19 protein-coding genes are annotated in these 22836 nt (G+C 69.7%); 7 read left to right on the plus strand and 12 right to left on the minus strand.

From position 1 onward, the window contains the following. The first annotated feature begins 6 nt into the window (after positions 1 to 6). Positions 7 to 1098 carry a DNA glycosylase AlkZ-like family protein gene (locus tag Adu01nite_RS20310; protein ID WP_203728474.1) on the plus strand — a complete coding sequence of 364 codons (1092 nt, stop codon included), beginning with the start codon at positions 7 to 9 and terminating at the stop codon, positions 1096 to 1098. Between the two features lie 184 nt (positions 1099 to 1282). Beyond that, positions 1283 to 2002, plus strand: a complete 720-nt coding sequence (locus Adu01nite_RS20315; RefSeq protein WP_203728475.1) for a pectate lyase — start codon at positions 1283 to 1285, stop codon at positions 2000 to 2002. 176 nt (positions 2003 to 2178) lie between these two features. On the opposite strand, the gene Adu01nite_RS20320 is transcribed toward Adu01nite_RS20315, so the two are convergent. Next, the gene (locus Adu01nite_RS20320) at positions 2179 to 2508 is read right to left on the minus strand and encodes an ArsR/SmtB family transcription factor (protein ID WP_203728476.1); all 330 of its coding nucleotides are present in this window, start codon (positions 2506 to 2508) and stop codon (positions 2179 to 2181) included. A gap of 229 nt (positions 2509 to 2737) precedes the next feature. On the opposite strand from Adu01nite_RS20320, the gene Adu01nite_RS20325 reads away from it, so the two are divergent. Then, complete coding sequence (locus tag Adu01nite_RS20325; RefSeq protein WP_203728477.1) at positions 2738 to 3109, plus strand: hypothetical protein; 372 nt, start codon at positions 2738 to 2740, stop codon at positions 3107 to 3109. Positions 3110 to 3112: 3 nt separating this feature from the next. Here Adu01nite_RS20325 and Adu01nite_RS20330 read toward each other — a convergent pair whose 3' ends face one another. The 3 genes from Adu01nite_RS20330 to Adu01nite_RS20340 all read right to left on the minus strand — a co-directional run bounded on the left by Adu01nite_RS20330 (position 3113) and on the right by Adu01nite_RS20340 (position 6760). Then, positions 3113 to 4096, minus strand: a complete 984-nt coding sequence (locus tag Adu01nite_RS20330) for a pectinesterase family protein (protein WP_203728478.1) — start codon at positions 4094 to 4096, stop codon at positions 3113 to 3115. 83 nt (positions 4097 to 4179) lie between these two features. Continuing rightward, entirely contained in the window at positions 4180 to 5232 is a 1053-nt protein-coding gene (locus Adu01nite_RS20335; protein WP_203728479.1) for a glycoside hydrolase family 43 protein, read from the minus strand. A 508-nt stretch (positions 5233 to 5740) separates the two neighbouring features. Further along, positions 5741 to 6760, minus strand: coding sequence for a ricin-type beta-trefoil lectin domain protein (locus Adu01nite_RS20340; RefSeq protein WP_203728480.1), 1020 nt, complete (start codon positions 6758 to 6760; stop codon positions 5741 to 5743). Positions 6761 to 6924: 164 nt separating this feature from the next. Here Adu01nite_RS20340 and Adu01nite_RS20345 point away from each other — a divergent pair, with 164 nt between their 5' ends. Beyond that, positions 6925 to 9570 (plus strand): exo-rhamnogalacturonan lyase family protein, encoded by a 2646-nt coding sequence (locus tag Adu01nite_RS20345; RefSeq protein ID WP_203728481.1) that lies wholly within the window; start codon positions 6925 to 6927, stop codon positions 9568 to 9570. Between the two features lie 48 nt (positions 9571 to 9618). On the opposite strand, the gene glmS is transcribed toward Adu01nite_RS20345, so the two are convergent. Then, positions 9619 to 11454, minus strand: a complete 1836-nt coding sequence (gene glmS / locus Adu01nite_RS20350) for a glutamine--fructose-6-phosphate transaminase (isomerizing) (protein WP_203728482.1) — start codon at positions 11452 to 11454, stop codon at positions 9619 to 9621. 46 nt (positions 11455 to 11500) lie between these two features. Beyond that, on the minus strand, positions 11501 to 13690 hold the full coding sequence (locus Adu01nite_RS20355) for a bifunctional polysaccharide deacetylase/glycosyltransferase family 2 protein (RefSeq protein ID WP_239132559.1): 2190 nt from the start codon (positions 13688 to 13690) through the stop codon (positions 11501 to 11503). 57 nt (positions 13691 to 13747) lie between these two features. On the opposite strand from Adu01nite_RS20355, the gene Adu01nite_RS20360 reads away from it, so the two are divergent. Beyond that, the gene (locus Adu01nite_RS20360) at positions 13748 to 14734 is read left to right on the plus strand and encodes a glycoside hydrolase family 18 protein (protein ID WP_203728483.1); all 987 of its coding nucleotides are present in this window, start codon (positions 13748 to 13750) and stop codon (positions 14732 to 14734) included. Here the strand turns inward: Adu01nite_RS20360 and Adu01nite_RS20365 are convergent. Continuing rightward, positions 14731 to 14973: a hypothetical protein gene (locus tag Adu01nite_RS20365; protein WP_203728484.1), complete on the minus strand. Its 243-nt coding sequence runs from the start codon at positions 14971 to 14973 to the stop codon at positions 14731 to 14733. The two genes, Adu01nite_RS20360 and Adu01nite_RS20365, sit on opposite strands and share 4 nt — an antisense overlap. Before the next feature lie 261 nt (positions 14974 to 15234). Between Adu01nite_RS20365 and Adu01nite_RS20370 the strand changes: the two genes are divergently transcribed. After that, positions 15235 to 16443 (plus strand): putative acyl-CoA thioester hydrolase, encoded by a 1209-nt coding sequence (locus Adu01nite_RS20370; protein WP_239132560.1) that lies wholly within the window; start codon positions 15235 to 15237, stop codon positions 16441 to 16443. On the opposite strand, the gene Adu01nite_RS20375 is transcribed toward Adu01nite_RS20370, so the two are convergent. Then, complete coding sequence (locus tag Adu01nite_RS20375) at positions 16403 to 17389, minus strand: ABC transporter substrate-binding protein (protein WP_203728485.1); 987 nt, start codon at positions 17387 to 17389, stop codon at positions 16403 to 16405. The two genes, Adu01nite_RS20370 and Adu01nite_RS20375, sit on opposite strands and share 41 nt — an antisense overlap. An 80-nt stretch (positions 17390 to 17469) precedes the next feature. Between Adu01nite_RS20375 and Adu01nite_RS20380 the strand changes: the two genes are divergently transcribed. After that, the gene (locus Adu01nite_RS20380) at positions 17470 to 18909 is read left to right on the plus strand and encodes a UbiD family decarboxylase (protein ID WP_203728486.1); all 1440 of its coding nucleotides are present in this window, start codon (positions 17470 to 17472) and stop codon (positions 18907 to 18909) included. Here Adu01nite_RS20380 and Adu01nite_RS20385 read toward each other — a convergent pair. Genes Adu01nite_RS20385 through Adu01nite_RS20400 form a run of 4 tightly spaced genes read right to left on the minus strand, consistent with a single transcriptional unit; the run spans position 18864 to position 22834 of the window. Beyond that, positions 18864 to 19970: a VWA domain-containing protein gene (locus Adu01nite_RS20385; RefSeq protein ID WP_203728487.1), complete on the minus strand. Its 1107-nt coding sequence runs from the start codon at positions 19968 to 19970 to the stop codon at positions 18864 to 18866. The two genes, Adu01nite_RS20380 and Adu01nite_RS20385, sit on opposite strands and share 46 nt — an antisense overlap. Beyond that, positions 19970 to 20950: a VWA domain-containing protein gene (locus tag Adu01nite_RS20390; RefSeq protein ID WP_203728488.1), complete on the minus strand. Its 981-nt coding sequence runs from the start codon at positions 20948 to 20950 to the stop codon at positions 19970 to 19972. Before Adu01nite_RS20390 ends, Adu01nite_RS20385 begins: the two co-directional genes overlap by 1 nt. Continuing rightward, a complete protein-coding gene (locus Adu01nite_RS20395; protein ID WP_203728489.1) occupies positions 20947 to 21834 on the minus strand; it encodes a DUF58 domain-containing protein in 888 nt (295 codons plus the stop codon). The genes Adu01nite_RS20390 and Adu01nite_RS20395 overlap by 4 nt, the downstream gene beginning before the upstream one ends. Before the next feature lies 1 nt (position 21835). Further along, positions 21836 to 22834 (minus strand): AAA family ATPase, encoded by a 999-nt coding sequence (locus Adu01nite_RS20400; protein WP_203728490.1) that lies wholly within the window; start codon positions 22832 to 22834, stop codon positions 21836 to 21838. Positions 22835 to 22836 lie beyond the last annotated feature (2 nt).

Below are 22836 nucleotides of genomic sequence, written 5' to 3' on the forward strand. Positions count from 1 at the left end.
CAGCTCGTGGGTGTTCATCAGCTGTCGCGCCAGGAAGCACGGCGGATCGCGGTGCGGGCGCAACTGCTCGACGCCGCCCGGCCGGACGGGCTGCTCGACATGGTGCACGGCCTGACCCTGTTGCAGCACGACCAGACCGCCGCGGTGGCGCCGAGCGCCCACCTGGTCGCCTGGAGCCGGCTGGGCCCGGCCTATTCGCCGGCCGACCTGACCCGGGCGCTGGCCACCCGGGAGCTGATCGATCTGCAGGGCCTGATCCGGCCGGCCGCCGACCTGGCGCTGTTCCGGGCGGAGATGGCGGCGTGGCCGGGGGATTCGGCGTGGCGTTCGCAGCGGGCGCAGTGGCTCGAGGCGAACGACGCCTGCCGCCGCGACATCCTGCGCCGGCTGGCCGCCGACGGCGAGTCGGCCGCCCAGGACCTGCCGGACACCTGCGCGGTGCCGTGGAAGTCGACGGGCTGGACCAACGACCGCAACGTCCTGCAGATGCTCGAGATGATGGTCGCCCGCGGCGAGGTGGCGGTGTCCTCCCGGCACCGCGGCGAGCGCCGGTTCGACCTGGCCGAACGGGTCTACCCGGACGTGCCCGCGGTGCCGGCGGCGGAAGCGGCCCGCAGGCGGAACGAACGGCGCCTGTCGGCGCTGGGCATCGCCCGGGCCCGGGCGGCCGAGACGATGATCGAGCCGAACGGCGCCGGCGACGTCGGCGAAGAGGCGCAGATCGAGGGCGTACGCGGCAAATGGCGGGTCGATCCCGCCCAGCTGGACCAGCCCTTCGAGGGCCGGGTGGCGCTGTTGTCCCCGTTGGACCGCCTGATCTTCGACCGCAAGCGGATGACCGATCTCTTCGCGTTCGACTACCAGCTGGAGATGTACAAACCGGCCGCCAAGCGCCGCTGGGGCTATTGGGCGCTGCCGATCCTCGACGGCGACCGCCTGGTCGGCAAGGTGGACGCGACCGCCGACCGGAAAGCCGGCGTGCTGCGGGTGGACGCGATCCACGAGGACGAGCCGTTCGACGAGTCCGAGGTGACCCGGGAGATCGAGTCGCTGGCCGAGTGGCTGGGGCTGGACCTCGCCGGCTCGATCGCCGTGTAGCCACATTTACGCATGTCAATAGTAAGTTGCAGCAAAATTAGCCTTGAAAAAAGCACCGATTAAAGGTCTCCTAAGACATTCATCTGTGTCGAACTGTTTTCGGACCTATTACCGAGGCATATGTTCCTCCCGTACGCCCCATCTTGACCGAACAAAGGTGGGTACTCGAGGAAAGGTCCAAAAAATGAAAAGGCCACGCATTCTCATCGGTGCGGCCGTGCTGGCCGTAGCACTCGTCGGCTCCGCCTCCGTGGTGAGCCTGGCGTCCGCCGCCACCGATGTGAAAGTCACCGCCTCGATCAAGGTGACCGGCACGTTCGACGGTGGCGGTAAGCGCTACATCGGCTCCGGCGACCTCGGCAGCGGTGGCCAGGCCGAAGGCCAGGATCCGATTTTCGACCTGGCGGCCGGTGCGACCCTGAAGAACGTCATCCTCGGCTCCCCGGCCGCCGACGGCGTCCACTGCGCGGGAAGCTGCAACCTCACCAACGTCGTCTGGCAGGACGTCGGCGAGGACGCCGCCACCTTCCGCGGCACCAACGCGACCGTCGTGGTCAGCGGCGGCAGCGCCGCCAGCGCCTCGGACAAGGTGTTCCAGGACAACCGCGGCGCCGGCGGCTCGGTGACCATCAAGAACTTCAAGGTCAGCAACTTCGGCAAGCTCTACCGCTCCTGCGGCAACTGCTCGACCCAGGCAGCCCGCAAGGTGACGATCACCGGCGTCACCGCCACCAGCGGCAAGGTGATCGCCGGCGTCAACACCAACTACGGCGACGTCGCGACCCTGAAGGGCAACAGCATCGGCAGCATCCCCACCTGCTGGCTCTACACCGGCAACAACACCGGCGCCGAGCCGGTCAAGACCGGCAGCGGCGCCAACGGCAAGAACTGCATCGTCTCCTGACAGCGTTATCAGCGACGGAACGGCCCCTCGGTCTCGATGCCGAGGGGCCGTTCCGCTCGCTCAGAAGGGGCTGGCGTTGGCGGGCTGCCGAGGGGCGGTGCGTCGCCGTAGCCGTAGTGCTGGCCGGCGCTGCTGATCAGCAGGTAGCCGCCGCCGGAGTAACCCGCAGGGCCTGGTCAGTCGCGGGCTTTCAACTCGGCCAGCAGGCCGTCCCGGTCGGTCAGCACCTCACCCAGGATGCGGCGGCCGGCGGCCAGCAGATCGGCCACGGCGGGGGTGCTCAACGCGTACATCACCAAGCCGCCCTGGCGGAAGCTCACCACGATGCCGGCCCGGCGGAGCAGCGCCAGCTGCTGGGAGAGATTCGACGGCTCGACGTCGATCTCGGCCAGCAGGTCGCGGACCGGGCGCGGGCCCGCCTGCAGCAGTTCGAGGACCCGGATGCGAACCGGATGACCGAGGGTGCGGAACATTTCGGCCTTCGCCTGGTACAGCGGCACCGACATGCGCGTCCCCCCAGGTGTGTTCGCAGCGGTATCCGGCCTATAACTGCGCGCGCGCCGAACGGTTACGCCGCATGAAGTGATGCGTAGTTGCAGAATTCTTCAAGTCGGTTGGCTTGCCAAATAAAGATTTCACCGGTGGTCACTGCCGCATCGGACATCGTGTCCGATCGACTCGTGCGATCGCCCGGCATGGTCGTCGCATCCCCAGCCAACCCACGGGAGGACTCCGATGGCAGAGATGGACGTTGCACTCAAGGACGCGATGCAGATTCATGGCGCCATCGGTGTCGCCCTCGTCGACCACACCAGTGGCATGGCGCTCGGGACCGTCGGCGGTGACAAGGATTTCGACCTCATCACCGCCGCGGCCGCCAACACCGATGTGATCCGGGCCAAGCTGCGCACCATGGAGATGCTCGGCCTGGACGAGTCGATCGAGGACGTCCTGGTGACGCTCGACTCGCAGTACCACCTGATCCGCCCGCTCACCGCGCGATCGGGGCACGGGCTCTTCCTCTACCTGGCGCTCAAGAAGGACCGGGCCAACCTCGCCATGGCCCGCCACCAGCTGCGGAACATCGAAAAGTCGCTGGAGATCTAGGAACTATTGCACCGGGTTCCAGCCGTCGGCGCCGGCCAGGTACTTCTGCGACGTGTAGTTGGCCGCCGTCGACGCGCTCATCTGCGGGCGGTCACTCGTGCCCTGGGTGACGCCGGCGCCGCTGTTGTTGTACTCGGTGAAGCGGCACGTCTTCCAGGAGAAACCGCTCATGTCCTGCCACGCCCCGGCCTGCCGGACGTGGCTGCCGAGCGACGAGTCCCGGATGAGCACCTGACCGATGGCGTCGGTCGCGCCGCCGGCGTGCCAGCAGCGGCCGAGCGCCACGGTCTGCGCCGCCGGGCCCTGCAGGGTGGACCGGGTGATCAGGATCCCGTACGCGTTGGAAGCGTTCGTCGCCGCCGCGGTGATGTAGCCGTTGTTGCTGCTCCCGCGGTCCAGCGACTTGATCGTGCTGCTGTCGATGACGAGCGCGCCGTTGCCGTAGATGAAGTCGACGTCGCCCTCGATGTAGCTCTTGTAGACGTACTGCCGCACCTGCTTGCTGCCGGTGCCGCCCCACGACAGGAACGTGTCCTGGCGACCGAGGAGTCGCACGTTGCGGTAGACCTGACGATCGCCACCGGCATAAAGAGCAAGAGCCTGACTGCCGATGCCGTACGTGTTGGCAATGGTCACCCCGGTGATCGAGGTGTTGGCCGCGAGGTTGAGCACGGTCGCGCTGCCGGTGGCGCCGCCGGTGGACTGCGGCACGTTCCCGGTGATCACGATGTCGGTCGCGGTGCCGGTGGCGCCCTTGATGGTGATCCCGGACTTGCTGGCCGGGATGGAGACCTGGCCCTTGTAGGTGCCGGCCTTGACCGAGATGGTGTCGCCGGCAGCGGCCTTGGCCAGCGCGGCCTGGATGGTGGTGTAGTTGCCGGAGCCGTCGGCGGCCACGACGTAGGTGGTGGCGGCGGACGCGGCGGTGGCCGTCGCGACGAGGGCGACGGCCACGACGGTGAGGACGGCGAGCGTGGGACGGTGCATGGGGGACCTCCTCCGCGCCCGCGTTCCCACGACACCGCGAGCCGGATCGACGATGGTGGATGTAATTTAGCTCAGGAAAGGCCTTACTCAAAGAGCTTCAGGCTGAACCCGGTGTTCGTGGTCGCGCCCGGAACGTTCGCCCGGCTGTAGGTGGTGTTGCCCCACCAGCAGAAACTCCCGGTGAACCAGTAGCGGTTGCTCCACGAGTACGGCGTGCCCTTCGGCACCGCGTGGAACATCAGCGGAAACCGCGGCCCGGCCGGCGGCGAGGTGGCGATGTCCCCGTTGAGCAGCACGAACGAGTGGTGCCCGGGCCCGTTGACGTTGACCGTCGGATCCCAGCCGGCCATCATCGTCGCCCGGTTCGACCCGAACAGGCAGCCGTTCGACTTGTACCAGTCCCAGACGTAGGTGGGGTCGCCGCCGGCCCGAAGCCGCAACTCGGCCAGGCAGTACTGCTCACTCCAGCTGCCGTTGGCGGAGTAGACGATGTGCAGCTGCCCGTTCGGGTCTTTGATCGCTTCCGGCGCCTCGTTGATGAACGGATTCCCGACGACCCGTTCCCAGCTCTCCCGGGGTTGCGAGATGACATAGCGAGCCCCGGTCGGCGCGGTGGGCGAGCTCATCCGCGCGATGTAGAGGTTCTGCTCGACATTGGTGTCACCGGCCCACCCCGACCAGACGAACCACCGCTGCGAGTTGAAGGTGAACAGCGTCCCGTCGATCGCCCACTTGTTGTCGGGCAACGCAAGCTGCGTCTCGCCCCCATACCCGCTGTCCGCAGTCGCCGAGCTGATCACGAACATCCGATGAGCAGAGCCGACCCCCGCGGTGAAGTAGATGTAGAAGCGCCCACCATCCACCACGATCTCGGGAGCCCAAACTTCACCGCGCCCACGGCTGTCACTCCAGACCTGCCGAGCGGCAGCCGAGCCAAGAGCATCAGGAGAGCCGGCTTGCCGTACGGCGATGCCACCACCGGTCGATTGCACCGAGATGTAGGTGCCCCCGACCCGCAGAACACTGGGATCAGCGGCCCGAAGACTGGTCTGGGCGGCATCAGCACCGCCGGCAACGGCGACGGCACCACCAAGCGCAAGCACGAGCGCGCCGGCGACGATGAGCAGTTTCTTCATGGCTCACATCCGTTGGGGATGGGCCTCCAGGTTCGACGCCGCAAGGGGGGATGGCGTCCGGCTCCGGCCGCGGCGGAGGCTGGTCGGGGGATGTGGCCAGGCCGTAATTGAGAGCGCTCTCTCCTGAGCCAGCGTTTCCCCGACAGCGACCGAAGTCAATGTCCCTTCGGGCAGACCACCCGCAACGCACACGCCTGACCAGCACAGCGCCCGGATGCAGCGCGGGCGTGGTGCGGCGCGCGGCGGTGCGAGTCGGGCGAGGCGCGAGCGTGGCGCGTCTAGACCTTGAGCATTTCCTGTCCGCGGAGAGCATCAACTCGACAAGGTTGATCGCGGCCGGGAGTCGCACGCTGAAACCTGTCGGTTCGTGCTCAAAGCGCGCGCCATCTCATCAAGATCGCTCGAAGCCGGCAGTGCGCCGTCGGGGCGGGTCACGAACGGCACGGTCGTAGGTTCTATCGTTCCGACCGACGGTGCGGCAAGAACTGTCCTTCGGACGTGGACTTTCCTACGGCAGGGACCAGCTCTGGTCGGTGGCGCCCGAGCATGCGGTGACCTTTGTTGTTGCGCCCAGTGAGCCGGGGTCGGTCAGGCACTGGCCGGTTGCGGGGTTTACCAGGGCGTTTGCGGCTCCGGTTCGCCACTGGCCGGACGCCTGGCCGGTGCAGCCGGCTATGCGGACCGTGGCGTCGCCGGTTGTCTGGGCGCATTTGCCGGCTACCCGCAGCGTGCCGTCCGTGGCCAGGGTGAAGTGCTGGGCGTCCACGTCGGCGCAGCCGCTCACCATGATCGGGCTGCCGTCGATGCCGAACAGGCCGCCCAGGGCCAGGCATCGGCCGCTTGCCGCGGTCACCGAGCCGGTGCGGTCGCTGGCCGGTGGGGTCGGCGTCACCGAAACGGATGCCGACGGGCTCGGGGCGGAGGCGCTCGCCGCGACCGACGCCGAGACGGAGGCGCTGGGTGACGCGCTTGCCGATGCGCTGGGTGATGAGGTCGCCACCGAGGCCGACGGGTGGGCGGGGGCGGCGGGTGGGCTTCCGGGCTGGCCGGGGGTGAAGGCGGGTAACGCCGTGCTCGGCTGCACGGTCGAGTCCTTCGGGGAGAAGATCAGGATGCCGGCCACGGCCAGCGCCAGCACCACGCCACCGACCAGGGCGAGCATCCGCAGCGCCAGGATGCGGCCGAGGGTGCGGCGGGCGTGTGAGGGCGGCGCGTCACCCGGGACCGGGTCGATGACGGCGGTGTCGTCGTCGACGACCGCGGGCTGGATCACCGTGGGGACGTCGGCGGGATCGCGCGGCGCCGGCATGGTGGTGACGTAGGGGCGGACCAGGACGGGGTCCGGGAGGTCGACGTCGTCCGCCGAGGGGGTGGTCATCCCGGCGCCATGCCGATCGGTGTCATGCCGATCGGTGTCATCCGAGGGGACGGTCGGGCCGGACCGGCCGGAGCTGTTCGGGGGTGTGGCCGGGTCGGCGCCCTGCCGGGCGGAGGTGGCCCGGTCGGCGTCGTCGGGGGGAGTGGTCATGTCAGCGCCTTGGGAAATCGACGGTCTCGGGGCAGACCGGTAAACGACCATACGCGAAATACACCTGAATGGATCAAACGGGCGGGTAAGCGCTTTCCTCACCATCCGAGTGATCGCTAAGCATCGATTGACATGGATTGCGGCGGGCGCGTACCCGTAGCGTCATGACTCCGCCACTTAGCCGTCGCACGCTGCTCGCCAGCACCATCGGCGCCACCGCCGGAATGGCCCTGCCGCTTGCCAAGGCCGAAGCCGACGCCGATGCTGCCGCCGAACTGCACTGGCTGGACGGGCCGCCCGCCGAGACCGCCGGCTGTGCCTGGGGCGTCCCGTGGCCCCGGGGCCGGCTGGCCAACGGCACCAAGCTGGCGCTGACCACGGCCGACGGCACCGGCGTGCCGGTGCAGTCGTGGCCGCTCGCCTACTGGCCGGACGGCACTCTCAAGTGGACCGGCCATGCCATCGGCGCGGGGAGCGCGAAGGCGGAACGCTACCTCCTGGCGCCGGGGACGCCGGCGACGAGCGAAGAGCCGGTTTCGGTACGCCGTAAGGGCGCCGACGTGATTCTCGCCAACGGCACGGTGGAGGTCCGGCTGGCCGGCCGCGGCGACCTGGTGCTCCCGGAGATCCGCCGCTCCGGCCGGGTCACCGCCGCCTCCGGCCGGCTGGTCCTGGATGTGCAGGACCGCCCGGACGACGAGACCGGCACCACCACCCGGTCGTCCTACCGCGGCGTGGTCGAGCAGGCCGTCGTCGAGCAGTCCGGCCCGGTCCGGGCGGTGGTCCGGCTGACCGGCACCTACCGCCGGGGGAACCGGAAGATCCTGCCGTGGACGCTCCGGGTCTACCTGAGCGGCGGCGAGGCGATCCGGATCGTGCACAGCTTCACCTGGGACGCCGACCCGGCCCGCGACTTCATCCGCGGCCTCGGCCTGCGCTTCGACGTCCCGATGACCGACGAGACCTACGACCGCCACGTCCGCTTCGGGGTGGCCGAAAAAGGCGTGTGGGGCGAGCCGGTCCGGGTGCTCACCGGCCTGCGCCGCGACCCCGGCGCCGCGGTCAACGCCGCCCAGGTCGACGGCACCGCGACCCCGCCGCGCGAGCAGTGGAACACCCAGGTCAGCTCGATCTACACCCAGCTCGCCGAGTGGAACGACTTCCGGCTCACCCAGGAGTCGTCGGAGCACTTCACGGTCGCGAAGCGTACGTCCGCAAAGGGCAGCTGGCTGCGGCATGCCGGACGAGGCCGCCGGGCCTCGGGTTTCGGGTACGTGGGTGGGGTGTCCGGCGGGCTCGGGTTCGGGCTGACCGACTTCTGGCAGCGGTTCCCGCGGGCGCTCGACATCCGCGGCGCGGCCGGGGCGACCGCGCAGGTGACGCTGTGGTCGTGGGCGCCGGACGGGCCGCCGATGGATCTGCGCCACTACGACACCGTCGCGCACGGCCTCGACCTCGCCTACGAGGACGTGCAGGAGGGGTTCAGCACGCCGGAGGGGATCGTCGGTTCGGCCGAGATGGTCCTGTGGGCTTTCGACCGTACGCCCGCACGCAGCCGCATCGTGGCGCTCGAGGCCGCACTCACCGCAACCCCGCAGCTGGTCGCCGACCCGGAGTGGTACCACGCGGCCGGCATCTTCGGGCGCTGGAGCCTGCCGGACCGCAGCACCCCGGCCCGGGCGACGCTGGAGACCGCGCTGGCCAACGAGATCGACTTCTACGCGGGGCAGGTCGCCGGGCGGCAGTGGTACGGCTACTGGAATTACGGCGACGTGATGCACACCTACGACGCGGATCGGCACGAGTGGCGCTACGACGTCGGCGGCTACGCCTGGGACAACGCCGAGCTGGGGACGGACGCGCTGCTCTGGTACGCGTTCCTGCGCTCCGGCGACCCGGCGACGTTCCGGCTGGCCCGGGCGATGACCCGGCACGTCAGCGAGGTCGACACGCACCACACCGGACGGTTCGCCGGGCTCGGCTCCCGGCACAACGTGTCGCACTGGGGCGACGGCGCCAAGGAGGCCCGGATCGGTGAGTCGTTCACCCGGCGGTTCTCCTACTACCTGACCGCCGACGAGCTGCTCGGCGACCTGATCCGGATGTCGCTGCGGGCCGACCGGACGCTGCTGACGGTCGAGCCGCTGCGGGAGGTGCTGCCGCCGCAGACTCTGGCGCCGACCCGGCTGCGGATCGGCCCGGACTGGTACGCCTTGGTCAGCAACTGGCTGACCGAGTGGGAACGCACCGGCGACACCCGATGGCGCGACAGGATCGTCACCGGGATGACCGACATCGCGGCGTTCCCGGCCGGGCTGTTCACCGGGGAGGCGGGCGGCGCGGTCGGCTTCGATCCGGAGACCGGCCACCTGACCAACCTCAGCAAGGGCGACTACATCGGCGGCTACAACCTGTCGATGGCGTTCGGCGGCGAGCAGATCCTGTGGGAGGCGCTCGACCTGGTGGACGTGCCGGCGTTCCGGGCGGCGCTGCTGGACTTCGCACACTACGTGCAGGCGACGTCGGCGGAGAAGATCGCCCGCTACGGCTTCGACTTCAACCCGAACGTGTTCGGGACCATCTACTCCCGGGTGACCGCGTGGGCCGGCGAGCAGCTCGGCGACGCTGCGCTGCGGCAGCGCGGCTGGGCCAAGTTCACCGCCGACGCGGCCGGCAAGCCGTGGCCGGCGCCGGTGACGGTGAACGGGGTCCCGGAGATCCCGGCCGGGGATTTCGCCACGAACGACTTCGCCCAGCGCGGCCTGGCGATCATCTCGCTGCTGGCGATCGCGCCCGGGGAGGCTCCGTAGAGGGGCCGGCCGCGTTCCCCGCTCCGGGAACGCGGCCGGCAAGCCGTTTTATTCAACGGTGACTGATTTGGCCAGGTTACGGGGCTGGTCCACGTCGTAGCCGCGAGCGGTGGCGATCTCGCACGCGAGGATCTGCAGCGGGACCGTGGTCATCAGCGGCGCCAGCAGGGTCGGCACCCGCGGCACGAAGATCAGATCATCGGCGTACGCCCGGACGCCCTCGTCGCCCTCCTCGGCGATCACGATGGTGCGGGCACCCCGGGCCCGTACCTCCTGGATGTTGGAGACGACCTTGTCGCGCATCATCGCGTTGCCGACCGGCGACGGCACCACGCAGATCACCGGGGTGTCGTCGTCGATGAGGGCGATCGGGCCGTGCTTGAGCTCGCCGGCGGCGAAGCCCTCGGCGTGCATGTAGGCGAGCTCCTTGAGCTTGAGCGCGCCTTCGAGGGCCACCGGGTAGCCGACGTGCCGGCCGATGAACAGCACCTGCCGGGCCGAGGAGAGGTCGCGGGAGAGCTTGCGCACCGGGTCCATCTGGTCGAGCAGGTCGCGCAGCAGGTCGGGGGTCTGCTGGAGCTGCCGGACGACGGCGCCCACCTCGTCGGCGTACATGATGCCGCGCACCTGGGCGAGGTAGAGACCCAGCAGATAGCAGGCGACCAGCTGGGTGAGGAAAGCCTTGGTGGACGCGACCGCGATCTCCGGCCCGCCGTGCGTGTAGAGCACCGCGTCCGACTCGCGGGGGATGGTCGAGCCGTTGGTGTTGCAGATCGCCAGCACCCGCGCCTTCTGCTGCTTCGCGTGCCGTAGTGCCATCAGCGTGTCCATCGTCTCGCCCGACTGGGAGATCGCGATGACCAGCGTCGAGGAGTCCAGGATCGGGTCGCGGTAGCGGAACTCGCTGGCCAGCTCGACCTCGCAGGGGATGCGGGTCCAGTGCTCGATGGCGTATTTAGCGACCATGCCGGAGTGGTAGGCGGTGCCGCAGGCGACGATGAAGACCTTGGTGACGTCGCGCAGGTCCTGGTCGCTGATCCGCACCTCGTCGAGCGCGATGCCGTGATCGGTCAGCCGGCCGAGCAGGGTGTCGGCGATCGCCTGCGGCTGGTCGGCGATCTCCTTGAGCATGAAGTGGTCGAAGCCGCCCTTCTCGGCGGCCTTCAGGTCCCAGTCGATGTGGAAGTCGGTGCCGGTCATCGGCACCCCGGCGAAGTCGATGATCTCGATCGACGATGGGGTGATCACCACGACCTGGTCCTGGCCGAGCTCGATCGCCTCCCGGGTATAGGCGATAAATGCTGACACGTCGCTCGCCAGGAAGTTCTCGCCGTCCCCGCGGCCGACCACGAGCGGTGAGTTGCGCCGGGCACCGACCACCATGTCCGGATTGTCGGCAGAAACCGCGAGCAGGGTGAAGGCGCCCTCAAGTTGGCGGGAGACTCGGCGCATTGCCTCGGGCAAGGGAGCATCAATAGAGGCCAGGAGGTGCGCCACCACCTCGGTGTCGGTGTCACTGGTGAACTCGACGCCATCGGCCTCCAGCACCGCGCGCAACCGGGCGAAGTTCTCGATGATCCCGTTGTGGATCACCGCGATCCGGTTGTCGCTCGACAGGTGCGGATGGGCGTTCCGGTCGGTCGGGCCGCCATGCGTGGCCCACCGGGTGTGCCCGATGCCGGTCGTTCCCGCGTCGAGGGCACCGTCCGCCAGCGCCGCGCGTAAAACCGCGAGCTTTCCGGCCCGCTTCTCGGTCAGCAGCTCGCCGTCGCCGACGACCGCCACCCCCGCCGAGTCGTAGCCGCGGTACTCCAGCCGCCGCAGCCCGTCCACCACGATGTCCACGGCCGTCCGCCGGCCCGCATATCCCACGATTCCGCACATGCCGGAGAAGTTAGTCAGCCAGTCCGACGGATTTCCTGTGCGGGAACTACGCGTCTCCTGTCGGCAAACGGCTCCCGAGCAGGGCATTCAGCCCGCCGGTGCGGCGCAGCTTCTGCCAGCCGAGGCGAATGCCGCCGAGGGCGGCGAGGACCGATTGGATGAGTACGAGGTACATCAGTTGCCGGTAGACGAACTGCTGCAACGGCAGTCGCCAGAGCGGTCTCAGCGATTCCTTGTCGAGCCGGAACGCGTAGATCGTGCTGGCCAGCTGGACCAGCAGCATGGCCACCCAGGCCAGCGCGGTTTTCAGCGGGTCGAGGAAGAACAGCCCGTAGATCAGGAACACGTCGATCAGCGGGGAGAGCAGCGGCAGCAGGGTCTGGAACAGGGTCATGTTGATCAGGCCGCGGCGGCCGAACTTCCCGCCGGTGCCCCGCTCGAACAGGGTGCGGCGGTGCTTCCACATCGCCTGCATGGTGCCGTAGCTCCAGCGGTAGCGCTGCCGCCACAGCTGCGACATGGTCGACGGCGCCTCGGTCCAGGCGCGGGCCTGCTCCTCGTAGACGACCCGCCAGCCGGCCCGGATGATCGCGATGGTCAGGTCGGTGTCCTCGGCCAGGGTGTCGTCGCTGAGCCCGTTGACCTGCTTGAGGGCCTCGGTGCGGAAGGCGCCGATCGCGCCCGGCACGGTCGACATGCAGCGCATCACGTCGTAGGCGCGGCGGTCGATCGAGAAGCCGACCACGTATTCGATGTGCTGCCACAGGGCGACCATGCCCTTGCGGTTGGCCACCTTGGCGTTGCCGGCCACCGCGCCGACCTCGGCGGTCGCGAACGGCTGCACCAGCAGGCGGACGGTGTCCGGCTCGAAGACCGTGTCGCCGTCCATCATCACGACGACCTCGGTGTCGGCGTGCGCGATACCGGTGTTCAGCGCGGCCGACTTGCCGCTGTTCGGCTGGCGCACCACGGTCACGTTGGAGTAGCCGAGGGCCTCGGCGATGTCGGCGGTGCCGTCGTCCGAGCCGTCGTCGATCACCACGATCCGGATCGGGTGCGTGCTCGCCACCAGCGACCCGAGGGTGTCGGCGATGATCTCCTTCTCGTTGTAGGCCGGGACCAGCACGGTCGCCGGTTTCGTGTACGGCTCGCCCCACGCCCCGTTTTTCTTCCGGCGGGCGTGCTTGCGGCCGAGCGCGATCACCACGATCAGCCGGAGCACGGTGAGTACGCCGAGCAGCAGCAACAGGTACGAGAAGAACACCGTGACGTGGGTGGCCATCTGCACCGCGCCGACCAGGCCGAGGCCGAGCACCCGGTCCTTGTTCGAGGCGGTCGGGTTGACCGTCGTCATGCCGGTCAGCGCCGAGACCGTGGTGAACGTGTAGCCCGCGTTCCGCAGCGTCGGGATGACCGTCTCGAGCGCGGTGGCGGTCTTGGACCGGTTCCCGCCGCCGTCGTGGAACAGCAGGATCGCGCCGGCGCCGTCGTCCGGGGTGACCGCGGTGACGATGTCGTCGATGGTGACCGCCGACTCCCAGTCGCGGCTGTCCAGGTCGTTGACCACGGTCAGGTAGCCGCGCCGGCCCATGTCGGTCATCACCGACCAGACGTTGTTGTCGATCGCCTTGACCGTCGACGAGTAGGGCGGGCGGAAGATCACGCTGGTCACCCCGGCCGCGCCGGCCAGCGCGAACTGGGTCTCCTGCATCTCCACCTCGCGCCGCCACTCGTTCTTGGTGGACAGGTCGGGGTGGGTGAAGGTGTGGATGCCGATCTCGTGGCCGGCGTCCTGCACGTCCCCGACCAGGTCCGGGTAGCGGCTGACCTCCGAGCCGATCATGAAGAACGTGCCGGGTACGTCGTACTTGGCAAGGACGTCGAGGATCTCCGGCGTGTAGGTCGGGCTGGGCCCGTCGTCGAAGGTCAGCACGATCTGTTTGTCCGGCACGCTGACCGTGGTCGTGGTGGTGCCGTCGGTCTGGATGACCGGGCCGCCGCCGTTGAGCACGTCGCTCGGCACGTCGGCCGTCTCGGCGGTCGCCTCGGCCGCGCCGTCCTGCGTGAACTCGCCCTCGACCAGGCCGTTGACCATCAGGATCGCGGCGAACAGGGCGAGCACCACGGTCAGCACGATCCAGCGCGGCCGCGGGACCGGGATGCGCCGCTTGGCCGGCGCGGACGTCTCGACGGACACGTGATCTTCCAATCCCCCGAACGGCAGACGCTGGCTCATCGCCCTTATCGGTCGAACCGGGACGTTTCTGAGCCATTCACGTGGGATAGTTCGGGGGTGCGCGCCCACCTTGCTGTCGCTGCCGCCCTGGTCCTGACGATCGCGGGCTGCTCGGGCGACGCCGACTCGGGGGACGCCGGGTCGGCCACGACGTCGGCCAGTGCCGCCGCCACCTCGGCGCCGATCGTCGCGCCCTACATCGACATCGTCAGCGGCACCGCCGACATCACCGCGATCCACACCGCGACCGGCCAGGCCGACTTCTCGGCGGCGTTCGTGGTGGCGGACAGCGCCAAGACCTGCACGCCGACCTGGGGTGGCACGAAGGCGATCGACGACAGCACGGTCGGCGCGGAACTCGACAAGATCGAGGCGGTGGACGGCGACGTCATCGTGTCGACCGGGGGCGAGACCGGGACCTATCTGGAGAACGTCTGCTCGGCCACCGAGCTGGCCGCCGCGTACGAGAAGGCGCTGGATGTCGCGGGGAGCAACTACCTCGACGTCGACATCGAACAGACGGTGACCGCCGCGACGATCATGACGGCGCTGTCCACCGTGCAGAAGGCCCGCGGCACCTCGATCACCCTGACCCTGCCGGTCGGCGGCGAGTCGGTCGGCCTGACCGACACCGAGATCGCGATCCTGCAGAGCGCCAAGGACGCCGGTCTGGACGTCATCGTCAACGCGATGATCATGAACTTCACCGGGACCGGCGCGTGGGGGACCGCGCTGACCACGGCCACCGAGTCGGTGAAGGCCGACGTGGCCGGCGTCTGGTCGGATCTGACCGACGCCGAGGTCTACGCGATGCTCGCGGTCACGCCGATGATCGGCGCCAACGGCCTCGGCGGTCCGACCACGGTGGCGAACGCGACGACGCTGCTGGCCTACGCCAAGGAGAAGGGGCTGGGCTTCGTCCGGTTCTGGTCGGTCAACCGGGACAACGGCGACTGCACGGACGCGAAGGTCAGCAGCAAGTGCAGCGGGATCAGCCAGGACGAGTACGCCTTCACGAAGCTGTTCGCCGGCTACACGGGTTAGCTGGAGGCGGACGCGGACGCGGACGCACTGGTCGTCGCGGACGTGGAGACGGTGGCTTTAGTGGTGAGGCCGGCGTCGGAGGCCTGGACCACGCTGGTGCCGACCACCGCGATGTAAAGGGTCGCGAAGATCGCCACCAGGAAGCCGAAGATCGCGAGGACCCGCTTGCGGCGCCCGGTCGAGTCGACGAAAACCTGCGGGCTGGCGTCCTCGAGGGGCATGACGGCCGTACGAATCATGGTGATTCTTCCTTTCGGGGTGGATCTGCGTCTTAGGCCACGTTAGGAATGGAATCTAGGAAGTTCCTATGCCGCTCCTCGGCACTCTCTGTGATCACATTTGCAGCTACGTAAAGTAATCGTATGCTCACGCTCAAGATCAAAAGTGATGCGATGGTCACCCAAAGTAGTTGTCATCAACGGGGGCTCCCATTGACGCGACTCGATCGTATGATTCGTCAAAACCCCTGAGGTAAGCGCATTCCTGACGAGGAGAACGCGATGATGACGGCGATCACGGCAATGGCAGCGATGGCCCTCGTGGTGCAGGGTGGCGGTGGTCACGAAGTGCTGACCGCGCCGGGCACCGTGACCCGCCCGGTTCTCTCCGCCGCGGAGGCCCGCCCGTTCACCCCGGAGAACTACTTCCGGTATTCCGGCCTCTACGCCGCCCCCGTCGCCGACCCCTGGCGCCCGAAACCGATAGCCACCGGCCGCCCCGACTACCTGGTCGGCGGGCCCGGCCTGGCCACCGTGCAGGAGGCGGTCAACGCCGCCTACCGGGACGGCGGCAGCGCCCGCCGCTGGATCGGCATCCTGCCCGGCACCTACACCGGCACCGTCCTCATCCCGGCCGGCTCACCGCCGCTGACCATCTTCGGCCTCGGCCGCCCGGCCGACGTGCGACTGGAGTTCACCGTCGACGCCACCATCACCCCGGCCGCGTGGGGCGCCCTGGTCAACGCCGACGGCCGGTATGCCGAGGGCGACCCGGCCTGGCCGATGTTCCAGTCCTGCGCCACCAAGACCAGCGCCACCGCCGGCCTGTGCGCCACCGTGGTCTGGGCGCAGAGCACCGACCTGCAGCTCAAGGGCCTGACCATCACGAACACGCTGCTCGACACCGTCGACCGCGGCACCCACCAGGCCCTCGCGCTGCGCACCGACGCCGACCGCACCCAGCTGGAGAACATGCGGCTGATCTCCCGGCAGGACACGTTCCTGGCCAACGCCAACGACGTCACCAGCATCGCCCGGGTGTCGGTGCGGGACAGCTACATCGAGGGCGACACCGACTTCGTCTTCGGCCGCGCCGCCACCGTCTTCGACGGCACCCACTTCCACCTGGTGTCGTCGCGCAAGGCGTCCGGCGGCGTCATCTTCGCGCCGAACACGGCGCCCAACTACCCGTACGGTTTCCTGGTCACCCACTCCCGGATCACCGCCGACGCCGGCTACCAGGCGGCCCCGACCGGCTACCTGGGCCGGGGCTGGGACCAGGGCGCGAGCGCCACCGGCTACCTGCCCGGCGTCACCCCGAACGGCCAGCTGGTGATCCGGGACAGCGCGATCTGCGCCGGCTACAACGAGGTCACCCCGTGGGCGCCGGCCGCCACCACCGCCCGCCCGTTCACCGCCCGCATCGACGAGGGCCGTGACCTCAACGACGTCAACTACAACCGGCTGTGGGAGGTCCAGGGCAGAAGCTGAGGTCCGCGACCGAGGACGGGGTCAGCCCGGTGACCCCCAACTCGGTGAGGCTGTCGGCGACCCGCTTCTCGTCGAGCCGGCCGAGCGGCTCCACGAACGGCTTCATCGCCTCGATCTCCCCGACCGCCGCCGGAATCGCGGCGGTCGGCTCGGCCCGGTTGAGGATCTCGGCCGCCTCCTGCGGATGGTCGAGGGTGTAGCGCAGACCTTTGAGCGCGGCAGTGGTGAAGCGCTGCACCAGGTCACGGTCGCTGCCGATCAGCCCGGCCTGGGTGACGATGACATTGCCGTAGAGGTTCTTCAGATACTCGCGGTAGGGCAGCACCACGACCTGCTTCTTCGACGCGGTCTCCAGAGCCTTGCGGCTGAGCAGGAACGTGCTGATCGCGTCGACCTGACGCTGCGCCATCAACCCGTTCAGCGCCGTGGTCTGCGTCCCCTGGATCTTGACCGTCGAAGGATCAACACCAGCGAGCTTTGCGTACGCCGGGAAGAGCACCTCGCTCACCGAGCCCTTCGCCGTCGCGACCGTCTTGCCGGTCAGATCGGTGGGCTTGGTGATGCCGGTGTCGGCCGTCGTCATGATCGAGACGAGGGTCTGCTGGTGCACGGCCGCGACCGCCCGCCAGTCGGTGAACTTCCCCTGCCCGGCCAGCAGTTCGGCGCCGGCGAAGTCCATCGCCGCGAACTGCGCCTGGTTCGACTTGAGCATGGTCAGGTTGGGCACGTTGCCGGCGCCCTTCTGGATGTCGACCTCGATCCCGGCCGCGGCGAAGTACCCCTTGTCCCGGGCCACCCAGATGAAGGCGTCCCGCCCCACCGCGCCGAACCCGGTCGCGTAGGTGACCGTGTCGGGTGTTGCCGGGGCGGTCCGGGGTTCGTCCTTCGAACATCCGGCGGTGATCACGAGCAGGGCGAACGCGGCGGCGGCAGCCTTGAGCCTCATGGGCGGATGGTCCGCCGACCGGCCGTCGTCCGCGACCCCATCCATCGGTCGCTGTCATTTGATGCGAATATCGTGTGTCCATGAAGGACGAATCGGAGCCGTTGCTCAGCCTGCGAACCTTCCTGACCGAGGTCGGCGACGTCCGCGACGTGCGCGGCGCCCACTGGGATCTGGAGCTGGGCGCGATCGCCGAGCTCAGCTATCGGATGCCGCAGCCGCCGGCGCTGCTGTTCGCCGACATCCTCGGCTACCCGAGCGGACGCGTGCTGACCGGCAGCACCGGTTCGGCCCGCCGCCTCGGCCTGACCCTGCGGCTCGGCGCCGACCACACCGACGAGTCACTGGTCGCCGCGTTGCGCGGCAAGCCGGCGCAGTGGGCGGCCGCGGCCAAGGACTTCCCGATCCGGCCGGTGACCGACGCTCCGCTGCTGGCCAACGAGGTCACCGGCGATCGGATCAACCTGCTCGACTTCCCGGTGCCGCGCTGGCATGAGCACGACGGCGGCCGGTTCATCGGTACCGGTTGCCTGGTCGTCACCAGCGACCCGGAGACCGGCGTGCACAACGGCGGCTGCTACCGGATGGAGGTGCAGGACGAGGGCCGGGCGGTGACCATCGCCGCGGTTCCCGGCAAGCACGGCGCCCAGCACATCGCCGCCTGGTTCGCGGCGCACGGCCGGGCACCGGTCACGGTGTCCTTCGGCCACGACCCGCTGCTGCTCGCGCTGGGCGGGACGGAGGTGCCGACCGGCATCTCCGAGCTGGAGTACGCGGGGGCGGTCGCCGGCGAGCGCATCCCGGTCGTGCTCGCCCCGGACACCGGGTTGCCCATCCCGGCCGGCAGCGAGCTCGCCGTCGAGGGCTGGCTGCGTCCCGGGCAGACCGCCGAGGAGGGACCGTTCGGGGAGTGGACCGGCTACTACTCGGGCGCCCGTCGCGAGGACCTGTGCCTGGAGATCACCCGGCTGTACCACCGGGACGACCCGATCCTGCTCGGCGCCCCGCCCGGCCGCCCGCCGCACGACTACTCCTACATGCGGACCGTGCTCAAGTCCGCGATGATCCACGACGAACTGGTCGCGACCGGCGTGCCCGGCATCGTGAAGGCGTGGGCGCACGAGGCCGGCGGCGGCCGCCTCTTCGTCGGCGTCGCGATCGAGCAGAAGTACGCCGGTCACGCCCGCCAGGTCGGCCACCTCACCGCGCAGCTGCCGGCCGCCGCCTACATGAACCGCTACGTGGTCGTGGTCGACCAGGACATCGACCCGGCCGACCTCGACCAGCTGGTCTGGGCGATCTCCACCCGCACCGACCCGGCCGACGACATCGAGGTGCAGCGCCGCACCCGGGGCAGCCGGCTCGACCCGATGCTGCCCGCGGGTGCCGCGCCGTTCAACAGCCGCGCGGTGATCGACGCCTGCCGCCCGTGGGAGCGGCTCGGCTCGTTCCCCCGGGTGGCCGAGAGCGACCCGGCCTACCTGGCCGGGGTGCGCGGTCGCTGGGCGAGCGTTCTGGGCTGACCCGGCAGCCCGGGGCCTCGGTTCCACCACAGCGACAGCCCGACGCCGGTGACCGCGAGCAGGAAGCCGACCAGCACGAACCAGACGGTGATCTCGACGTTCTGCTTGTGCAGGCCGATCTCCTTGGGCAGGTCACCGAGCACGTCGACGAGCTGGTCGGCGTCCTCGGCCCGGAAGTAGCGGCCACCGGTGGTGTCCGCGACCTGCTGCAGCGCGTCCTCGTCGATCTGCTGGTTACGGCCGCCACCGCCGCGGCCGTTGTTGAAGCCGCCGCCCCCGCCCATCCACGAGTCGCCGCTGACCTGGTTGGCCGAGCAGACCATCGGGGCCGGGGTGGTGGTGCCGAAGCCGATCGTGAAGACCCGCACCTTCCGGGCCGCCGCCTGCTCGGCCGCGGTGACCGGATCGACGCCGGTGGTGTTGGAACCGTCGGTGAGCACCACGATGGTGTCCGGCTGGTAGTCACCGAGCGTGTTCGGCGCGGCGTCGCCGAGGTCGACCCCGGTCGCCGCCACGTTCGGGTTGTGTTCGGCGATCGCGTCGATCGAGGTGAGGATGGCCTGGCCGATCGCGGTGCCGCGGGCCGTCTTGAGATTGTCGATCGCCTGGATCAGCGCGTCCTTGTCGGTGGTCGGCGCCACCAGCAGGCCGGCGATGCCGGAGAAGGCGACCAGGCCGATCTGGGTGCCGTCGCTCTGCGCCTTGACGAAGTCGCGGGCGGCGTCGGTGGCCACCGTCATCCGGTTGGGCGAGACGTCGGTGCTGCACATCGAGCCGGAGACGTCGATGGCGAGCAGGATCGAGGTGTCGTTGGACGGCACCGCGATCGACGCCTGCGGCCGGGTGATGCCGCCGGCCAGCACGATCAGCGCGGCCAGGAACAGCCAGACCGGGATGCGCCGGCGCCAGGCGCTGCGGCCGGGGATCGCGGCCCGGATCAGCGCGACACTCGAGACGGTGATCGCGGAGCGTTTCCGCCGCCGGTTCATCCAATAGCGCACCGCCAGAAGCATCGGCGTGATTAGCAGGCCCAGAAGCGCCCACGGCCAGCTGAGCGACATCAGACGATCCTTCCGTGCCAGCGGGTGCCGAGCAGCGCGCCGAGGGAGAGCAGCAGCAGGGCGGCGGCGGCGAACGGCGCGGTCAACTCGAGCGGTTCCTTCTTGGTGGTCAGCCGCAGGTCGATCGAGTCGGTGGTGTCGGCGAGCGCGGCCGCATCCCCGGCGGCGTGGTACGCCCCGCCGGTGACCTGGGCGATCGAGGTCAGCGCGGCCTCGTCCATGGTGGCCGCCAGCTGGAAGCCGTCCACCTCGACGGTGCCGCCCTTGGCGGTGCCGACGCCGACGGTCTGGATCCGGACCCCGGCCGCCGCGGCGAGTTCGGCCGCCGCCTCGGCGTCCGGGCCGCCGGTGTCGGCCCCGTCGGAGAAGACCACGATCGTCGCCGACGGCCAGTAGCCGAGGTCGGGGGCCGCGCCGCCGTCGGCGGTCGGGAGCGCCACCGGCTTGCCGGTGATGGTGCCGAGGGCGACCAGGATGGCCTGGCCGAGCGAGGTGCCGCCGCCGGGCGTGGCCCGGTTGATCGCGGCCTGCGCCAGCGCGTGGTCGTCGGTCGGCGCCTGGGTGAGCAGCGCCTGGTCGCCGAAGACGACGACGCCGACGTCCACCGAGTCGGGCTGCTCGTCGACGAAACCGACCGCCGCCTTCTGGGCCGCGCTGAGCCGGGTCGGCTGCACGTCGGTGGCCTTCATGCTGTTGGAGATGTCGAATGCCAGCAGCACGGTGCCGGCCACCCGCGGCACGGCCACCTCGGCCTGCGGCCGGGCCAGGCCGATGAGCATGATCGGCAGGGCGGCGAGCAGCAGCGCGTAGGGCAGGTGCCGGCGGATCGCGGCCCGCCGGCCGGAACCGCCGGCCAGCGCGCCGAAGCCGGCCGCGGTGAGGGCGGCGGTGCGGCGGCGCTGCAACAGGACGTATCCGGCGACGGCCGCCCCGGTGATCAGGACGGCGACCGCCAGCAGCAGGGGGTAGAGGAAGCTCATCGGCGTACCCGTCCCGAGCGCCGGACCAGGGCCACGAGCGCGGCCAGCATGTCCTGGTCGGTGGTGATCCGGTGGGCGTCCACGCCGGCCCGCCGCATCCCCTCGGCCAGCTCGGTCTCGCGCGCGTCGACCTGGGCGGAGAGCCGGCCGCGCAGCAGCGGGTCGCTCGTGTCGACCAGCAGTTGCTCGCCGGTCTCGGCGTCCTCGACCAGGATCAGGCCGAGGTCGGGCAGGTCGAGCTCGGCCGGGTCGACGACCCGGATCACCACGACCTCGTGCCGGTGGGTGAGCATGCCGAGCGGCCGCTCCCAGCCGGGATCGCTGATGAAGTCGGACATCACGAAGATCAGGCTGCGCCGCCGGGAGGTGGTGGTGGCGGCCAGGTGCAGCATCTTCGACAGGTCGGTCGTGCTGCCCTTCTTGCCGGCTTTGACCGGCCGGAGCAGCTCGCGGGTGATCCGCAGGATCTGGTCGCGCCCGGTGCGCGGCGGGATCACCAGGTGGCTGTCGTTGTCGAAGAGGATGGCACCGACCCGGTTGCCGCCCTGCGACACCACCCGGCCCAGGCTCACGGCGAGCTCGGTGGCGGTGGATTCCTTGCCGGCGTCCCGGCCGAACCGCATCGAGGCGGACCGGTCGATGACCAGCCAGGCGGTCATCTCCCGGTCCTCGGTGTACTGCCGGACGAACGGCTCGTCGAGCCGGGCCGTCACGTTCCAGTCGATGTGCCGGACGTCGTCCTCGGGCGAGTAGATCCGCAGGTCGGTGAAGTCGAGGCCGGTGCCGTGCCACACCGTGCGGTAGGCACCCTGCAGCCGCCCGTCGAGGCGGCGGCCGAGCCGCCACTCCAGGCGCCGCAGCAGGCGGTCCGGGGTGGTGGTCACCTCAGCGGCCCCGGCCGGCGGGCTCCGGGATCGCCAGGTTGGCCAGGATCTTCTGCAGGATCACGTCCGGGGTGACCTCGTCGGAGAGCGCCTCGTAGGACAGCACGAGGCGGTGCCGCAGCACGTCGAGGGACAGGTCGGTGAGGTCCTCCGGCACCACATACTCCCGGCCCCTGATGAAGGCGAGCGCCCGGGCGGCCAGCACCAGGCTGATCGACGACCGCGGGCTGGCCCCGAAGGTGACGTAGCGGGCCAGGTCGGTGAGGCCGATCCGGGCCGGCTCGCGGGTGGCGTGCGCGAGTTGCACGGCGAACTCGATCAGCGACGGATCGACGTACACCTGATCTGCCTGTTGTTGCAGTTGAACCAGGGTTTCCGGGTCGATGATCCGGTGGATGACCGCGGCCGGGGCGAGCGACCGCTCGACCACCACGAATTCCTCGGTGACGCTCGGGTACCCGACCAGGACCTTCATCATGAAACGGTCGACCTGCGCCTCGGGCAGCGGGTAGACGCCCTCGTTCTCGATCGGGTTCTGGGTCGCCATCACCAGGAACGGGTTGGGCAGCTTGTGGGTCTCCCGGCCGATGGTGACCTGCCGCTCCTGCATGGTCTCCAGCAGCGCGCTCTGCACCTTGGCCGGCGCCCGGTTGATCTCGTCGGCCAGTAGCAGGTTGGTGAAGACCGGCCCGAGCTGCACCCGGAACTCGCCGGTCGGCTGGTGGTAGACGCGGGTGCCGACGATGTCGGCCGGCACCAGGTCGGGGGTGAACTGCACCCGGTGGAACTCGCCGCCGATCGCCTCGGCGAGGGACTTCACGGCGAGCGTCTTGGCCAGCCCGGGCACGCCCTCGACCAGGATGTGGCCGCGGGCGAGCAGCGCCACGATCAGCCGCTCCAGCAGCACGTCCTGGCCCACGATGGTCTTCTTGACCTCGTAGAGCACCTTCTCGATCGGGCCGGCGGACGCGGCCGGAACCGCGGCGTCGTTCCAACTCACGC

It is taken from the genome of Paractinoplanes durhamensis (genome assembly GCF_016862175.1).
In the GTDB taxonomy this organism is placed as follows: domain Bacteria; phylum Actinomycetota; class Actinomycetes; order Mycobacteriales; family Micromonosporaceae; genus Actinoplanes; species Actinoplanes durhamensis.

Excerpts from the sequence above, each read along its gene's own strand:
- Adu01nite_RS20355 (WP_239132559.1), bottom strand. The coding sequence starts at position 13,690 with ATGAGCCAGCGTCTGCCGTTCGGGGGATTGGAAGATCACGTGTCCGTC.
- Adu01nite_RS20370 (WP_239132560.1), top strand. The coding sequence starts at position 15,235 with ATGATGACGGCGATCACGGCAATGGCAGCGATGGCCCTCGTGGTGCAG.
- Adu01nite_RS20375 (WP_203728485.1), bottom strand. The coding sequence starts at position 17,389 with ATGAGGCTCAAGGCTGCCGCCGCCGCGTTCGCCCTGCTCGTGATCACC.
- Adu01nite_RS20390 (WP_203728488.1), bottom strand. The coding sequence starts at position 20,950 with ATGAGCTTCCTCTACCCCCTGCTGCTGGCGGTCGCCGTCCTGATCACC.
- Adu01nite_RS20320 (WP_203728476.1), bottom strand. The coding sequence starts at position 2,508 with ATGTCGGTGCCGCTGTACCAGGCGAAGGCCGAAATGTTCCGCACCCTC.
- Adu01nite_RS20340 (WP_203728480.1), bottom strand. The coding sequence starts at position 6,760 with ATGACCACTCCCCCCGACGACGCCGACCGGGCCACCTCCGCCCGGCAG.
- Adu01nite_RS20330 (WP_203728478.1), bottom strand. The coding sequence starts at position 4,096 with ATGCACCGTCCCACGCTCGCCGTCCTCACCGTCGTGGCCGTCGCCCTC.
- Adu01nite_RS20325 (WP_203728477.1), top strand. The coding sequence starts at position 2,738 with ATGGCAGAGATGGACGTTGCACTCAAGGACGCGATGCAGATTCATGGC.
- Adu01nite_RS20385 (WP_203728487.1), bottom strand. The coding sequence starts at position 19,970 with ATGTCGCTCAGCTGGCCGTGGGCGCTTCTGGGCCTGCTAATCACGCCG.
- Adu01nite_RS20335 (WP_203728479.1), bottom strand. The coding sequence starts at position 5,232 with ATGAAGAAACTGCTCATCGTCGCCGGCGCGCTCGTGCTTGCGCTTGGT.
- Adu01nite_RS20345 (WP_203728481.1), top strand. The coding sequence starts at position 6,925 with ATGACTCCGCCACTTAGCCGTCGCACGCTGCTCGCCAGCACCATCGGC.
- glmS (WP_203728482.1), bottom strand. The coding sequence starts at position 11,454 with ATGTGCGGAATCGTGGGATATGCGGGCCGGCGGACGGCCGTGGACATC.
- Adu01nite_RS20380 (WP_203728486.1), top strand. The coding sequence starts at position 17,470 with ATGAAGGACGAATCGGAGCCGTTGCTCAGCCTGCGAACCTTCCTGACC.
- Adu01nite_RS20365 (WP_203728484.1), bottom strand. The coding sequence starts at position 14,973 with ATGATTCGTACGGCCGTCATGCCCCTCGAGGACGCCAGCCCGCAGGTT.
- Adu01nite_RS20315 (WP_203728475.1), top strand. The coding sequence starts at position 1,283 with ATGAAAAGGCCACGCATTCTCATCGGTGCGGCCGTGCTGGCCGTAGCA.